Genomic DNA, 16,535 nt, shown 5'->3' on the forward strand with positions numbered 1-16,535 from the left:
CTAAGGTGCACGTCGATGCATCTAAGGTGCACATCGATGCAACAAAGGTGCACATCGATGCAACTAAGGTGCACGTCGATGCATCTAAGGTGCACGTCGATGCATCTAAGGTGCACGTCGATGCAACTAAGGTGCACGTCGATGCAACTAAGGCAATACAGTTCAGTTAAGCCTAAAACTCAACCCCTACTTAGAAGATGTTTGAAAAGTCCTCTTATCGGTAGCAAAACGTTTTAGATCCCCCTAAATCCCCCTTAAAAAAGGGGTATTTAGGGAGAGCAATTTTTCGGAGATAGCACCGCCTGTATGCAACAAAGCAGTTACAAATTGAGATTGCGATCGCAAAGCTAGTTTCTTTCAAAGTAGCAACAAAAATCTAAGCAATTAAGAATACCCATCCATAGTCCAATCCTGAAGAGATAAATTAGGAACTTTGCTAAAATCTTTCTGATTACGTGTAACGACAATTGCTTGGTTAGCCAGAGCGATGCCTACGGCGGGCTACGCCTACGCAGCAATTCTTAAGTCTTGCGTACCTACCTGGATTTTCTGCTGGCGCAAACTTTGGTAGGAATTGTAGGCTGCATCATCGAACTCCAGCAAATTCATCGTACAAAAATAAATCTGGGTTATTCGCAAATTTCGATGAGCAACCGCTAGCAGTTCTGGTTTAGTCGCACACTTACTGATAGAAGCTAGTCTGCCTTTCAATTGTTCTTCGAGTGTGACTGTTGTAATAAATATGTTGGAACTTCCGACAGCTTGAGCGCGTTGTAAAATTTTGGAATTACCATGTTGAGAAAGAGTAACATGATCGGTATCGAGGATATATTGGCTCAAGCTGACTGATTCTCCTCTAAGGAAGCTTCATAAGCAGCGACTTCTGCATCTAATTCACGTCGATTTGCAGCCATATCTTCTACAAAATCATCAAAAAGTGGGTCATCTTTGAAAAGACCATCAAAGTTAACCCAAGGATTGGACTCTTCAACCTGCTGTGGCTGTTTCAATATTGGCAAACAACAAAGCCGTAATGTAACCCACCATAAATAAGACATAATAGGGCTGTTGAACTCACCATCATTAATTAAACCGTGAGCCATGCGGTTTCTCAAATTTGAACCAGAACGTTCAATTAACAAACCTTGGAGATCAAAAAGTGTATCTTCATCAAAAATTGAGTTTATTTGTGGATAGTTGCGGGAGAAAAGAGTAGTATTCAAATCACGCTCATTTTCGATTCCCTTATCGATATCAATTTTTGAGGGTAAAGCACCGTGTTTTCGGAGTAAATAACGGACAGAATTTTCAATTTGAGGAATGAGAATATGAGTGGATGTGAAGAAGTCTCCGGTTAGTCCAGCGTAAAGCCCTTTGGCAAATAGATATTCTCTCCCAGGTTGCACAAAAGGGTTGTGTAAAACCAATGGAAAGAAGTCTTTTAGTTGTACACTATGTTCCAGATTTATTTGATCCCTTGCAGGCTTAATATAAGCTTGGGCGTGAAGTCTTTGATAGAAGACTGCATTCCTGTACATCTCAAAACGAATTGATTCTTCTACCTGCTCTGGATTATTGGATAAGCCTAACTTGGGTTGATGAGCTACAACTTTACCCATCTGATTAATCATTGAAGATGGGAATAAATGAGATATGGGATTTTCAACAGCTATTTTCAAGACTTCTTGTCGAAGGTGAGAGACTTTATGTGGTGTTCCTAGAAATGCTAGATAAAAGAGTGCATTATCAAATTCTTTACCTTTAACGTGTGATCTGGCTATATTTACTTGAACACTAATATCTGTTTCATGAGACATAAAAACTAACTCATTTAAGGATTGCTCCTGATACTGGCTAAGAAGCTTGCGAACCTCCTCAGCTTTTTCCTTTGCAGCGATAGTTTCTTCCTTAGTACCTCGGACATTCATAAAAGCTTCAAAAGCTTTTTGCAGAAGAGGTGATGCTTGGAGATAGCTTGGATCTGTACCCTTAAGGCTATCTTCAGCTTCTTTGACATAGGTTTCAGCAGCCTGCATTTGCGCTGCACGTTCCTGTTCTGCATCTTTTTCAAGACGATGCCATTGTGCTTTAATTTCCCAATAATTTCTTGCCCTACGCCAATCATTTGCTGATTCTGATAGAGTTGCAGCTTTCTCAGCTAAAGCAGCATATTTATTAAAATTACCGCGTTTGTGTTCTTGCAAAAGCTCCATAAGCTCTGCTGATAAAAACTTTGGATCTTCTCCATTGCAGCGTTCAAGAACTTTTTCGATATGTGCAACAACATCTTCAAAATTATGATTAATTTTGCGTGCTAGCCAGAGCGCCCGTTCAATTCTAGCGAAACATAAAGTCTCGTTTTCAGGATCTTCTAATTCTGCGGCAGATTTTAAGTAATCTGTGACTGCTAACTGCGCCATTTTATAATAGTCACGTCGTTTGCTAGTCCAGAGAATATCTGCAATTCGTGCTTGAAGCTCTGGGTTTGAGACTTCATCCACAATCTCAGCCAAAAAATCTAGATGTTCATCTGTCAAGCACTCAACAAATTTAGCCAAAAACTCTTCATTTGATCGCGGTTGGATTGCAGCACCAGTCACTACCTCCAGAATCTCAAATACAGACTGTTCTTTGACATTTCCTGCCTCTTTTGCTGCCTGTGCTTTGTTCCAGAAGACTTTGTTGTAAGTCAGACACTCTTTTCTCTCGGTGCTATTAACTACGTCCTGCCAGTGAGAGTTAATAAAATCTTCTTTAGTGAGGGGAGTGTTTAATAATGACATGGTTTAAAGTCACTTTTTTATATACCTGCCATACTAAATTTCAAGCAGATTAGGCTATTGTTCGCTCTACCTCAATATTAACCGCTTCTTTTAGAGTTACTGCGTAATATAGGGTAAGTTAATTGTTGCAGGTCGATGCAACTAAGGTGCAAGTCGATGCAACTAAGGTGCACGTCGATGCATCAAAGGTGCACGTCGATGCAACTAAGGTGCACGTCGATGCATCTAAGGTGCACGTCGATGCAACTAAGGTGCACGTCGATGCAACTAAGGTGCACGTCGATGCATCTAAGGTGCACGTCGATGCATCTAAGGTGCACGTCGATGCATCTAAGGTGCGGGTCAAAAGAAAAAACGGTGTTGCTGGGCGTTGCTGATTGATGGGATGAATTTTGTTTCGCGCAAAGGCGCAAAGAATCAATCTTTAGCCTTGGTAAAAAATCTCAATTCATCCCGCATTTATGCAATGCCGAAATAGCGAAGCCGGGGAGAAATTACAGCAACTCGCGCACATCAGAAACTTCGCCTTTAATTGCAGCAGTGGCGACCATCGCCGGACTCATTAGCAATGTCCGACCGGAAGATGAACCTTGTCTTCCTTTAAAATTGCGATTAGATGAGGAAGCGCTGATTTGTCTTCCTTGTAGCTTATCGGGGTTCATGGCCAAACACATCGAACATCCTGGTTCACGCCACTCAAATCCGGCTTCCTGAAAGATTTTATCTAGTCCTTCAGCTTCCGCCTCTTCCTTCACCCTTTCAGAACCGGGGACAACAAAGGCTTTAACTCCTTCTGCAACGTGGCGACCTTTGGCGATTTTCGCAGCTTCTCGCAAATCACTAATCCTGCCGTTGGTGCAACTACCAATAAAGCAGACATCAATTTTAGTACCTTTAATAAGTTGACCAGGATATAAATCCATGTAAAGGTAAGCTTCTTCAGCAATAAATCGGTCTTCTTCAAGCAGTTCTTCCGGCTGAGGCACTAACTCGTTGACACCGATACCTTGACCAGGAGTAATCCCCCAGGTGACAGTAGGAGAAATTTCCGCAGCGTCGAATACTACTACATTATCGTACTGGGCATCAACATCACTCTTAATGGATTCCCACCAAACCACTGCTTTATCCCAGTCTGCATCAATGGGAGCAAAATCTCTGCCTTTGAGGTAATCGTAAGTTACTTGATCGGGATTAACGTAGCCGCATCTAGCACCGCCTTCGATGGCCATATTACAGACAGTCATCCGTTCTTCCATATTCATTTGTGCAAATGTCGTACCCGCAAATTCGTAGGCGTATCCCACGCCACCTTTAACGCCAAGGGTGCGGATGATATGCAGGATGACATCTTTGGCGTAAACTCCTGGGTTCAGACTGCCGTTAACTTCAATTTTGCAGACTTTCAGCTTCGAGAGAGCAAGGGTTTGGGAAGCGAGAATATCCCTGACTTGGCTAGTACCGATGCCAAATGCGATCGCACCAAAGGCTCCATGACTCGAAGTGTGGCTATCTCCACAAGCGATCGTCATTCCTGGTTGGGTAAGCCCAAGTTCTGGAGCGATGACATGAACTATACCCTGATTACCAGAACCAATATTATAAAAGGTAATGCCATTTTCTTGACAGTTCTTTTCGAGCGCCTGGATCATCTCCTCTGCCAAGCGATCGGCAAAGGGACGTGCTTGATTTTCTGTCGGCACAATATGATCGACTGTAGCAACAGTCCGCTCTGGAAACAGTACTTTTAAATCTCGCTCGTGTAACATTGCAAAAGCCTGGGGACTGGTGACTTCATGAATTAGGTGAAGCCCGATAAATAGTTGCGTCAGTCCTGAGGGAAGTGTACCAACGGTGTGTAAGTCCCAAACTTTATCAAACAGGGTACCTTTGCTCATACGTCAATCAATATTTAAAGAGTCCAGTTTTAAATAGTATCAAAATATAGTACCTCGTTCCCAGTCTCTGACTGGGAATGCCTACTTTCTCCACCTTCCTGATTCGCGGCAGAGCCGCAATGAGGTGCATTTCCAGCCAGAGGCTGGAAACGAGGTTCTAATTGTGGATTGTTGAGATTATGTCTTAGACAGTTACAAAATAGCTGGCACTAAGGCTGAGATTAGTAGAGCCTTGAATGATCGCAATTAGTTCGAGACTACTTTCATTTACAAATAAGGCTGTACCTGTAGCCAAACCAACCGGCACTGCTCCCAAGCTATAGCTATTGCTAGACAATTGGATCGTGTCTTCCAAGGCATTGAAATCAGCAATTAAAGCATAGTCGCCTACTCCAGAAGTGCTGATATTGCCATCGCTGTAGAAGACACCCACAGTAGTACCCAGCACAAAGCGATCGCTTCCATTGCCACCAGTCAAGCGGTCAAATTCACCAATACCTCTTCCGGCTGCTGCATTTGCTCCTGTCAGCAGGTCGTTACCGTCATCTCCAAACACGCGATCGCTACCAGTGCCACCGAAGACAGAATCATTACCACGCCCCCCATACAGAAGATCGTTACCACTATCCCCAAAGAGGGAATCGTTAGCATCGCCACCTGTAATGTAGTCATTTCCGGCATTGCCACCGATGGTATCATTGGCTGCACCACCCGCTTGAGTGTCGTTGTTAGTAGTACCCGAAAGATTGAGAGCAAAAATACCTTTATTGTTTTTAGTGCTGGCATCGTTCTGCCCAGTAAATCCAGCATTGACTACTGTGTTCAAGTTCAACAGAGTGCCGTTGGACTGAAGAAAGCTATTGCCTTGGAGTAATTCTGTGTAGAGGGTGTGGGCATAGCTATGATTACCAGCAAAATTCCACTGTCCGGGCTGGAAGAGGTCATTCCAGTTGGCATAAACATCCAAGGTAGCCAATCGATCATCATAGCCCAGAGTTTCACTGGTATGGACAGATGTTACTCGCGTTGCATCGGTTGGATCTAAGCGATCGCTCGCTGCTTTGCCTTCAAATTCAGGTCCGGCTGCATCTAATCCTACTATTTGAGCAATAGAACGCCCAGTAGATTGACGGTAGGCAGAGCCAGCAAATCCAGCAACGTGCGCTCCTAAACTATGCCCAATCAAATTGGTGTAAGTGGGATCTACGCCATTATTTATTAAGTATGTAGCCAATTGATTACCGACATCGCGCGTTCTACCTGCGGAAGTAGGATAAAACAACGAACTAGCTCCTTCCTCCCAATCTAAAAGAATGATATTAGCATTAGACTCGCGCTGTCGAATGGTCTGGGCGATGTTTTCCATCCAGTCGGCGGGGTTGTAATTATTACCTGCGTTACCACCAGTGTTTTGATAACCATGAATAACAACATAGGTCGGTGCATCAGAACTAATGCTTCCAGAACGGTTGATAGAACCGTTACCCCAAATGTTAAAGTTGACTTGAACCATCTGAAAAATCCTATGTGAAAAATTTCTGTTTCTTGGACTTAAAATTGCTTGACAGCAAGAATTCCGTTTACTTTATTGTTTAGATATCTTCAATCAAATAAACATCAGGTAATATTATTTGCCCTTGCTGATTCCATCTATGAAAATAATTTTACATAATACTAAAATTATTTATTGTAGAGACGTTTTGGCATAACGTCTTTGCACTTGGATTCATACCTCAATTGAGCAACGCCCAGAAACTTAACTAAATTGAAAAACTCATCTTGGCATTGACCATGATAAGATACTTACTTAATCTTTTGGTAAAAATAAGTATAAGTTTAATTTAAATTTGAAGAAATTTTAATCGTGGCTTAGTTAATCAAGTGCAGCGATCGCCCACACTGCATTAGACCACGGCTCGGTGACAGAGGCAAAACAACTGCTGGCGCGACAAATGACTTTGCGAGGGCAAACTTTAGCCCTCTTTTGTCACTCTCCGAGAGAGCGATCGCTAGAAGCCTGATCAGGTAATCAATACAAGCTATCTTATTAGAAAAAAATTGGTGCTGTATTTGTTATTAGAAAAAAATCGTGCGTAGGCGTAGCCCGTCGTAGACATCGCTTACTATACAAAAGCTCTAGAATTTAGAAAAGGCAAATGTTTTCGGAGAGTGACAGAAGAGGGGTAATTACGAATTACGAATTACGAATTACGAATTATTTAAGGAATTCCTGCTTGTTGAAAAATTTGTTCGGCTGTAATTTGCAGCCCTTCAAGTAGGGAATCTTCTAGAATATCTGCACCACTTTTTGTTTGAGGCGGTGCATCAGGATAAAAAATAGTGACTGTTTTAGCTTTTGCATCCACAACCCAAACTCTCATGACACCCGCATTCAGGTAATCTATAGCTTTTGCGCTCATTTCTCCAAAACTTTGGTCAGGAGAGATAATTTCAATAACTAAGTCTGGAGGGATGGGACAAGGTTTATCCTCAATTAAGTCACTGTTGAGCCGAGAGTAGGAGATATAGAGTAAATCTGGTATTGGTGCCCAGTCTCGACCTTTACGTTTTAAAGTAATTGCCCACTCTATACCAACCTCACCACGATTTTGTACGCACAGGGTTAGAAGTGTGTAGATTGTGCCTGTTAGCCTAGAATGGAATCTTTTTGGTGCCATTTTGGGTTTTGCCTCGCCATCAACTAATTCGTAGGTGATATCCCCTTCCCCTTCGGAGAGTGCGAGGAATTCTTCTAGTGTGATTTGAGATTTGACTTGAGTCATGGTCGTTATCTCCTTGTGTAAAATCACGCCTTGTTCTGAGTCTCAGGAAGCTGCTGAATTTTCTCAAATTTAAAATTAGCAATTATATAACTAATATGCCTATTATGACTTGTAAAGACGAGATATATCGCGTCTATTTGATGTATGCAAATTTAGTAAAAGCAAATGCGATTAATTTTATACAGTAAACCTGGATGTCATTTATGTGAGGGTTTGCAGGAAAAGCTAGAACAAATCCAAAATCTCAGTTTTGAGTTGGAAATTCGAGATATTACGACTCGTGAAGATTGGTTTGCTGCGTATCAGTATGAAGTGCCAGTACTTTATTTATCGAACCGCAGAAGCGTAGAGGGGACAGAGAAAGAAAATTTGCGTGAGTCACCTTTGCCGCGTCCTTCTCCTCGTGCTAGTGTGCAGCAGTTGGAGCAAATGTTACGTAAATATTTAGCTAATTAGAAAAAAATAATGCAGAATAAGCGCAAGATAAGCATCTGACGAGGGTTCACAAGATGAAATTGCAGGAATTACTAACAGGGGTAGATAGTGTTGAGCAATTGCCTAACCATCCGGCTTTAGAGGATGTGGAAGTTAGGGGTTTGAAGACGAATTCTCATGCTTGCGGTGTGGGAGATTTGTTTATTGGGATGCCAGGAACGCGGGTTGATGGTGGGGAATTTTGGCAGAGTGCGATCGCATCTGGTGCTGTAGCTGCGATCATTTCTCCTGAAGCGGCACAGAAACATCCTCCCACAAATGAAGCTGTGGTTATCAGTGCAAGTAACATAACTCAAGCTTGTGCCCAGATAGCCAGTGCTTTTTACGGTTATCCGGGGCAAAAACTCAAACTGGTAGGCGTGACTGGTACGAATGGCAAAACTACAACTACTCATATAATTGAATTTCTGCTGATCAAAGCTAATCTAGCTACGGCTTTGATGGGAACACTCTACACTCGTTGGGCAGGTTTTGAGCAAACTGCTGCCCACACTACGCCCTTCGCGGTGGAACTGCAACAGCAGCTAGCTGAGGCTGTGAATGCTGGTAGTGAGTTCGGAGTAATGGAAGTAAGTTCCCACGCTTTGGCACAGGGTCGAGTGTTGGGTTGTCAATTTGAGGTAGGGGTGTTCAGTAATCTTACGCAAGACCATCTCGACTACCACAGCGACATGGAAGATTACTTTACTGCCAAAGCATTGTTGTTTAGCTCTGATTATCTCAAGGGACGGGCGATAATTAATGCTGATGATGACTACGGAAAGCGGTTAATTGCGTCGTTGGATTCCAAACGGGTTTGGAGTTACAGTGTCAACGATAACAGCGCTGATTTGTGGATGAGTGATTTAAGTTACGAACCCAATGGTGTCAGTGGTACGCTGCATACGCCTCATAGCGATGTAGCTTTTCGATCGCCTTTAGTTGGGCAATATAATTTAGAAAATCTCTTAGCAGCTGTCGGAGCAGTTTTACACTTAGGGCTAGATTTGCAGTTAGTGGCATCTGTGATACCTGAATTTCCAGGTGTTCCCGGACGGATGGAACGGGTACAGATTATTCCTGATCAGGATATTAGCGTGATTGTGGATTATGCCCACACGCCTGATAGCTTGGAAAATTTGCTGAAAGCTGCACGTCCGTTTATACCTGGTAAGATGATTTGTGTGTTTGGTTGTGGAGGCGATCGCGATCGCACTAAGCGGCCAAAAATGGGTAAAATCGCTGCTGACTTAGCTGATGTGGCAGTGGTGACATCAGATAATCCCCGGACTGAAGACCCAGAACGGATTTTGGAGGATATTTTGGCGGGAATTGCCCAAACAGTACAGCCAACGGTAATTTGTGATCGAGCGATCGCAATTCGGACTGCTATTTTACAAGCACAACCCGGTGATGGAGTGCTGCTTGCTGGTAAAGGTCACGAAGACTACCAAATACTCGGTACTGAAAAAATCCATTTTGACGACCGAGAACACGCACGCGATGCTTTACACCAAAGACTGAACATCCAAGCTTAATTCTAAGTAGGGACGCACAGTTAACTGTGCTACCCTAAAATGTGTATTCCACACAATGAAAATCAACTACAACTTCAAGTTCATGTTTCTTTCCGTGGGAATTTTGTAAAAGATGTACACATAAAGGTGAAAATCGAAGACAGAATTATTTCTTGCTTCACCCTTGTTCTGCTTGACTCATGAATGTTTCTCTGGCTAAGGATCTGTCTGTTTATCAACTGGTTATGGGAGTGCAAGCGCCTCCTAAACCATTGTCCCTCAGTCCTGCTACTCTGCTATCACTGCTGAGAGCGCAAATTGACTTACTAATTGAGCAGCAAATTGCAGCCACTTTATGGGTGAAGCTACCACCAGAAAAAATTTGGCAATCAGAATTAGCACGTTATCAATCTTCGGTAGGTGCGTCTAGTCTCATTTATATTTTTAAGATCGAGGAGAAGGGGAAAGAGGGAGATGTAGGAGGAGGGGAAGTCGGGGGAGAAAATACTCCCTCATCCCCCCATGATGTCCTTGTTCATCTCCCACCAGATAGCCAAATGCGACGGGAAAACTTTCTGATGGTGTTATCGCCCCAGTTTTGCAGTTTAATTTTGGCTCATCGACCACTTAAAAAACGCAAAAATCAGGCATCAGGGAAGGTAAATACTAATAAAAACCAGCCGTTGCTGATTATAACTACTGTTGAGGGGAGAATAATTCAGCAAGCATTAGATGGTATCCAAAAAGCAATCGCGCCAGAATCATCGCCAATTTTACCTGCTAGTTTTATTTGTCCAACTGTGCCCCAAGCCGCACTTATGAATCAATTGTTGGCAAAACAACTCCTACGACAAGATGAAATTAATCGTCAAATTATTACAGTACGCACCACCAAATTGCAGCAGCAAAATCAAGAACTGTACAATAAAGAGCAACTCAAAGATGAATACCTGAAAAATGTGTGTCAGGAACTGCGTATACCCCTGACGCACATGAAGACAGCACTTTCATTATTGAATTCCCCCAATCTTAAACCCCCGCAGCGACAACGGTATTTACAAATGTTAAATACCCAGTGCGATCACCAAAATTCCCTGATTATTGGTTTGTTGGAACTGGTGCAGCTAGAACGGAATTTGGAGGAGGCCACTTTAGAGTCGGTGCGTGTCTCAGATATTGTGCCTGGAGTAGTCAGTACCTATCAAACTATAGCCCAAGAAAAAGGCATTATCTTAGCCTACATCGTACCCCCCGAACTCCCATCTGTTTGGTGTGTGAGTGGTTGTCTGAGGCAAATTGTGATTAATATACTGCAAAACAGTATTAGGTTTACCCCGGAAGGAGGTAAAGTATGGGTGCGTGCCCGTATTCAAGGTAACTATGTCCAATTAGAATTCCGCGATACAGGTATCGGTATTGCTGAAAGCGAGATTCCCAAAATCTTTGACCGCTTTTATCGGGTGCGGACAGGAGTAACTGAAGATCATAGTGGTGCTGGGTTGGGTTTAACGATTGTCCAGCAGTTGTTAGTGCGCTGTGGTGGTTCTATTTCTGTGAAAAGTAAACTATATGAAGGTTCTACTTTTACAGTGCAACTAGCTAGTGTTGGCGACGCCCCACGAGCGATCGCTACAGAAAATGAGTGATATTTTAACTCCTAACTCCCGGCTTCTGCTTATAAGGGAAATGCTGAAAACCCCTGAGAAACAGCAACACAGTTGCATATTTCGTACTTCTCCCCTTGGGAGAAGCTGCGCGAACAGACAAGTCTATGAATCTAGAATCCCCTCGGCAATAGCTGCGGGGAGTGTCAATGCTTGCTAACTTCCAATGGAAGGAAAATCGTCAATACTTCCCCATATTGTGGGCGCTGGCGGACAATTAGTTTGCCACCGATCGCTTGAAACAAATGCTTAGTTGCGGCCATATTCAAACTAATGGTACCCGTTTCTGGTTGGAAGATCAGTAGTTGACCAAGGGCTTTGCGAATTGGTGGCGTTGCAGGTATAGCGGCTTTACTTGTGTCTTTGCACCTGAATTGAGGCGATAATTGTAACTTCAGTTGATCTCCCGCCGGGATAACTTGTACTTGAATATGGCTGCCAGGGGGTAAGCTGCGAGTGAAATTTTCTATCAAACCAGTGAGTACTTGATCCAGCATGGTAGGATTACTCACCACTGTTGGTAGTTGTTGGGGTAAAACAACATTTAAAGTTAAGTTCCGCCGATGCGCTGCTTGTTCCCAACGGGGAATGCTCTGCTGCAACACTTGATCTAAAGACATCGGCGTGAGTTGAGTTTTTGAGGATTTTACCGAGGCACTAGTTTCCAATTCTGCTGCCTTAAATAGCAACTCCATGCGGTCAATTTGCTCAGTACACTCATGATCGATAATTTTTAAGCGATTGATCACGCTAGCATCTAAGTCTCGTCGCTTCAGCAAGAGGCGAGTCATAGTGCGAATAGTTGTCAAAGGAGTGCGGACTTCGTGAGCAAAGGCTTGGAGTAATTCCACATCGGGATTTGGGGATTGGGAAGCCATTCCGTTGGGCGGCTTTGCCGACTTAAAGCAAGTGGTGTCATTGGTAAGCCAGTACGTTGGCGAGCCAGAACTAAAGACGGGTTTCTCGTTGCAGGTGACTTGAGTTCGCGTAGCGTCACCCACAGGAGAAGCAACTGACATCACTGGGCATAGGTTATTTTCTTTGTCTCCCTTGTCCCCAGTCTCTTCTGATTCTGTTAATTCCTGAAGCAACAACTGGCTAAACTGAATCACAATCCGGTAATCTGGTACTACCTGAGAGTACTGTTGTACTAACACATCCAACTGAGCAAAAAATTCTGGATTAGCCAACATTACCCTTGCTCCCAGCGATCGCCAAGCCTGCTGCACTATCTCTGGCTCAAAAGAAAATGAAAAAGTTTTTTTACCGTTTTTGTGTGTTGCTAAAACCAGCACTAATCTAAATTTATCTGTAAAAACCAAGCAAAACTGCTCTGCCGTTAGCGGATCAGCAGGTAGTAAGGGAAGTACCGACTCATGGGAAGCGATTTCATCATCTTTTGATGCAATCGCATCTGGCATCTGAAATGGCATCAGTGCCAAGGGATTAAATGGTTTTGCTGTAAAAGTTACTGTTTGTAGGCTTTGAGTCAGTTTTGGCTCACTAAATAAGGGTGCAGGTGCAGCTAAAACTAATCCTTGGATTTTGTCTGTTGAAGCAGCCGCTAAAGTATTCAATAGCAAATGTTCTGTCGCTGCTAGGCTGACACGCCATTGCCGTTCTGCTTTGACAGGTAAACATTCAGCTACACTTGATTGATTTTCAGCTAAGATTTCGCTCAGGCTTGGCAATATCCATTTGTACACAAGTTTTCACCCCTTAATTCGAGAGTGACTAACAGCGTCTAGGGTAGACATTTCACTACTACTTAAGAGGTTATAGGCATTTGTGTACTGGTGACAGTCGTAGAACCGAACAATTCGGACGCAATTTCCCCTGTCATGAGTTATTGGGCATTTTTACCAGTTCTTTGAACAACAGCCGCGTTGCGCGTGGCGGCAAACTGTGTTGTTGCTTTCTAGACCGACGGTTTGGTAGTAATAGGACTTACGCAAAACCACACGCTGTAGGGGCAATTCATGAATTGCCCCTACCTAAAAATCAGGGTTTTGGCTATTGTTTGCGTAAGTCCTGAGTAAAAACGATCATAGCGGTTATTGTGTAGCCCGTCGTAGACATCGCATTTTTTTGAGTAAATTAGCAATTACAACGGCTTTAAACTTGGTGGAGTAAATAAACTAGGTTTCAAAACCAGATATTTTGAAGTTTTACCCCGATTTATTAAGCCGTGATTGAATAAGTCTTTAAAGCTAAGTAGCTGATTATAAGTGCGAATGGCTAACTACTGGCTACTTTTGAGTAGTCACTGAAAACCTCAACAATTGTATTGATTTCCACTCAATTACTTATCTTTAACTTTTTATACATATCTCAAAAATTATGCGAATCATCCATATTTTGAACCACGTTCAAGAAATAGGTAACGGGATTGTGAATGTGGCTGTGGATCTTGCTTGTTTACAAGCAAAATCTGGTCATGAGGTAGCGGTTATTTCTGCTGGTGGTGAATACGAGACATTACTAAATATTTGTGGCATCAAACACTACTTACTAGACCAAACTAGGAAACCAATAAATATTATCAAAGCAGTTATCCATTACCAAGCGATCGCAGCAGAATTTCAGCCGGATATTGTTCATGCACACATGATGACAGGCGTCATTCTAGCACGCATTTTTAAAGGGCATAAATATGCTTTAGTTTCCACAGTACACAACGAATTTCAGCGTTCCAGCCTGCTGATGGGTTTAGCTGACAGGGTAATTGCCGTTAGTAAGGCTGTGCGAGATTCTATGGCAAGGCGCGGTGTCCCAGAAGGCAAGTTGCGGGTGGTATGTAACGGTACTCTAGGCAGTCCCCGCACCCGACAAATACAGAATTATCAACCTTTGCTGTTACAGCGTCCAGCGATCGCTACTGTAGCCGGGATGTATCAACGTAAAGGAATTACTGAGTTAATCGCTGCCTTTGAACAAATTGCCTCAGATTTTCCCCAAACGCATCTTTATTTGGTAGGAAATGGCCCTGATAAACAACTATTTGAAGCCCAGGCACAAGCAACTTCTGTAAAAGAACGCATTCATTTTGAAGGCTTCCAGCCGGAACCTCAACGCTATCTCTTATCTTGTGACATATTTGTGTTGGCTTCCCACCGTGACCCTTGCCCTCTGGTACTTTCGGAAGCTAGGGAAGCTGGAACAGCGATCATTGGCACTCAGGTAGATGGGATTCCTGAAGCTTTGGATAATGGGCAAGCAGGTATTTTAGTACCAGTAAAAGATAGTAATGCTTTGGCTGAGGTTTTAGTGAAATTACTGAGTAATGCCGAGATGCTACACGAGTGGAAACAACGGGCAAATCAAAACCTAGAGCGGCTTAACGTTGCCCGCGTCCATCAAGAAACACTCACAGTATATCGTGAGTTAAAACGTTAACAGTGTAGCGATCGCTTGAGTTTTAAAGCTACACCTAAAGCGCCAATGACTAGTACACCTAAAAGGTTAGTTGATTCAGGAATGGCGGTGTAATAAGCACTCACTCGGATCGGCCCATCTTGATCCGCCGGTGGGGGTGGTGCTGATGGAATGATTCCACCACCTGGTGATAAATCAGGCTGGGTAGAGAATCGATTGAAAAACACGGTTCCGTCTGGGATTACGCCACCACTATAAGTAATAATGCTGCCTTCGACAGTAACGTTTGTAAAGATATCCTCTAGTTCAGGAATACTAGAGAAACCAATCTTCCCATCTCCATCAACATCACCCCACCGCACCGGCTCATTCTCAAATGATGGAGTAGAATCAGGATTAGTATAAAACAGCGTTTGCAAGTCAAAGACTAAGCTTCCTATATTATTGCCAGTGCCATTTAGCATATTGTTAGCTCGATCTGGGACACCATATTCTATTATTTGCCCTGGTAGAATATCTGCCCCAAGGGTTCTTGGTTCTCTCATTTTGCGTATGTCTTCATTCTCGGTTGTAACGATGGGTTCTACTAAAATGAAAGCTCTCGCTGGTGTCAAAGACAAAAAACTAATCCCTGCTGCTCCTAAAATAGCCAAGGCTATTTTTGTTGCTATTGTAGTCATATTTCTGTCCTCTTTATATTGATTAAGAGAATGCTATACCGCGTAGGTTAAATCAAGCAGCAAAGACTCACTTTTAAACGGCTATCTACTTGCTAGATAAATAGTGGCTAATGTGTGCCTCCTCAGTGAGTTTATATCTACTCATAGGTTGATTTATAAAGCAATTTTTGTAATGCCGTATCACAATCACTAATAATTTCACGCAATCTTTATAAAAATCTAAATTAAAACTTATGTGTTGACAAATCGGGCAATGCATATATTGGAAATTTGATTTAGATCCTCATTGTAGAGGCATACGATAAAGCGAATTTAAAAGCGACATGAGGGAACTGATGAAAAAGGGAATTTATTTTACAACTATTGCAGCGATCGCGGTCTTTGGTGCTGGTCTAGTTACTGCAAACAATACAACCAACTCCTTAGCACAAAGTACCAAGAAAGTATCTGCAAGTACTGAAATTGTTGAGGGTTTGAGAGTTAGAAGAACAGAGGGGAGCATTATTGTACCAAAAGATGTAGAGGATTTAATTGCAAAATCAGATATTATCGCTATTGGAAAACCAACGCAATCGATCACGGAAAGTACACCCTTAATTCAACGTGATTTTGGGGGTTATGTTACTGAAGCGATTTCCCAGACTGAATTTAAAGTACAACGTGTGCCCAAAGGTGCGTCATATTCTGATACGCTATTGATCGGACAACAAGCAGCTATAGTTGCAGACAGAATCACCGGCAAAAGTTTCCTTCAAGTATTTGACGATTACCAACCGCTAGTCAAGAATGCGAAATACATTCTTTTCCTTAAGAAAGGTTTGAATGGTAGTCCATTGTATTTTCCTGTAGGGGTTTATTACGGCAAATTCAATCTTGATGGCACAGACCAAGCTGAAAATAAAATAGAAAATTCAGATTTCAAGTTGATCCGAAAGGACGCGATTGAGAGATTTAAGGAGATTATAGACCAGGCATCAGCGAGTTAACGATGCAACGCCACTTTACTTTAAAGCAAGTAACCGGCTTGGCATTGTTTAATAACTATTTTAAATAAGGTGTTCTTCCTTCTCCCCCTTTCCCTACCTACGTGTACACAGAGTTTATCGAATAGCCCAAAGAAACCTCACCCTGGTTATGCTATGCAAAACCTGTCCCTCTCCTTAGTAAGGAGAGGGATGTCCGTCAGGACAGGGTGAGGTTTTTGTTTTGAGTAATTTGATAAACTGTGTACACTGTTTTGCGTTAATCCTGATCCAATACGGTTCAGTTAAGGGCTACTGGTACAAAATTTTGGGTTTTTGAGACGCGATAAATCGCCGTCTCTACAAATATTTTGGTCTTACAGCACTTCCGGCAGCTAT

Annotated in this window: 13 protein-coding genes; 6 read left to right on the forward strand and 7 right to left on the reverse strand. The window is 42.8% G+C overall.

The window, feature by feature from the left end; genetic code table 11:
- Positions 1-507: 507 nt before the first annotated feature.
- On the reverse strand, positions 508-840 hold the full coding sequence (locus F8S12_RS02605) for a type II toxin-antitoxin system VapC family toxin (protein ID WP_230967737.1): 333 nt from the start codon (positions 838-840) through the stop codon (positions 508-510).
- Complete coding sequence (locus F8S12_RS02610) at positions 837-2,783, reverse strand: DUF4209 domain-containing protein (protein WP_196514666.1); 1,947 nt, start codon at positions 2,781-2,783, stop codon at positions 837-839. Before F8S12_RS02610 ends, F8S12_RS02605 begins: the two co-directional genes overlap by 4 nt.
- Positions 2,784-2,905: 122 nt before the next feature.
- On the opposite strand from F8S12_RS02610, the gene F8S12_RS02615 reads away from it, so the two are divergent.
- A complete protein-coding gene (locus F8S12_RS02615; protein ID WP_196514667.1) occupies positions 2,906-3,160 on the forward strand; it encodes a hypothetical protein in 255 nt (84 codons plus the stop codon).
- Between the two features lie 117 nt (positions 3,161-3,277).
- Here the strand turns inward: F8S12_RS02615 and leuC are convergent, their stop codons facing one another.
- The 3 genes from leuC to F8S12_RS02630 all read right to left on the reverse strand — a co-directional run bounded on the left by leuC (position 3,278) and on the right by F8S12_RS02630 (position 7,464).
- On the reverse strand, positions 3,278-4,681 hold the full coding sequence (leuC, locus tag F8S12_RS02620) for a 3-isopropylmalate dehydratase large subunit (RefSeq protein WP_196514668.1): 1,404 nt from the start codon (positions 4,679-4,681) through the stop codon (positions 3,278-3,280).
- A gap of 184 nt (positions 4,682-4,865) precedes the next feature.
- On the reverse strand, positions 4,866-6,194 hold the full coding sequence (locus tag F8S12_RS40190) for a hypothetical protein (RefSeq protein ID WP_230967738.1): 1,329 nt from the start codon (positions 6,192-6,194) through the stop codon (positions 4,866-4,868).
- Between the two features lie 706 nt (positions 6,195-6,900).
- Positions 6,901-7,464: a Uma2 family endonuclease gene (locus tag F8S12_RS02630; RefSeq protein ID WP_196514669.1), complete on the reverse strand. Its 564-nt coding sequence runs from the start codon at positions 7,462-7,464 to the stop codon at positions 6,901-6,903.
- 165 nt (positions 7,465-7,629) lie between these two features.
- On the opposite strand from F8S12_RS02630, the gene F8S12_RS02635 reads away from it, so the two are divergent.
- The 3 genes from F8S12_RS02635 (at position 7,630) to F8S12_RS02645 (ending at position 11,101) form a co-directional block, all read left to right on the forward strand.
- Positions 7,630-7,920 (forward strand): glutaredoxin family protein, encoded by a 291-nt coding sequence (locus F8S12_RS02635; protein ID WP_196514670.1) that lies wholly within the window; start codon positions 7,630-7,632, stop codon positions 7,918-7,920.
- Between the two features lie 53 nt (positions 7,921-7,973).
- Positions 7,974-9,476, forward strand: coding sequence for a UDP-N-acetylmuramoyl-L-alanyl-D-glutamate--2,6-diaminopimelate ligase (locus tag F8S12_RS02640; RefSeq protein ID WP_196514671.1), 1,503 nt, complete (start codon positions 7,974-7,976; stop codon positions 9,474-9,476).
- Between the two features lie 179 nt (positions 9,477-9,655).
- A complete protein-coding gene (locus tag F8S12_RS02645; RefSeq protein WP_196514672.1) occupies positions 9,656-11,101 on the forward strand; it encodes a DICT sensory domain-containing protein in 1,446 nt (481 codons plus the stop codon).
- 164 nt (positions 11,102-11,265) lie between these two features.
- Here F8S12_RS02645 and F8S12_RS02650 read toward each other — a convergent pair whose 3' ends face one another.
- The gene (locus F8S12_RS02650) at positions 11,266-12,825 is read right to left on the reverse strand and encodes a sensor histidine kinase (protein WP_196514673.1); all 1,560 of its coding nucleotides are present in this window, start codon (positions 12,823-12,825) and stop codon (positions 11,266-11,268) included.
- Between the two features lie 634 nt (positions 12,826-13,459).
- Here F8S12_RS02650 and F8S12_RS02655 point away from each other — a divergent pair.
- On the forward strand, positions 13,460-14,515 hold the full coding sequence (locus F8S12_RS02655) for a glycosyltransferase family 4 protein (protein WP_196514674.1): 1,056 nt from the start codon (positions 13,460-13,462) through the stop codon (positions 14,513-14,515).
- Here the strand turns inward: F8S12_RS02655 and F8S12_RS02660 are convergent.
- Positions 14,512-15,174: a hypothetical protein gene (locus F8S12_RS02660; protein WP_196514675.1), complete on the reverse strand. Its 663-nt coding sequence runs from the start codon at positions 15,172-15,174 to the stop codon at positions 14,512-14,514. The two genes, F8S12_RS02655 and F8S12_RS02660, sit on opposite strands and share 4 nt — an antisense overlap.
- A 335-nt stretch (positions 15,175-15,509) precedes the next feature.
- On the opposite strand from F8S12_RS02660, the gene F8S12_RS02665 reads away from it, so the two are divergent.
- Entirely contained in the window at positions 15,510-16,160 is a 651-nt protein-coding gene (locus F8S12_RS02665; protein WP_196514676.1) for a hypothetical protein, read from the forward strand.
- The last annotated feature ends 375 nt before the right edge of the window (positions 16,161-16,535 follow it).

The organism is Nostoc sp. WHI (genome assembly GCF_015714725.1).
Lineage (GTDB): Bacteria > Cyanobacteriota > Cyanobacteriia > Cyanobacteriales > Nostocaceae > Nostoc.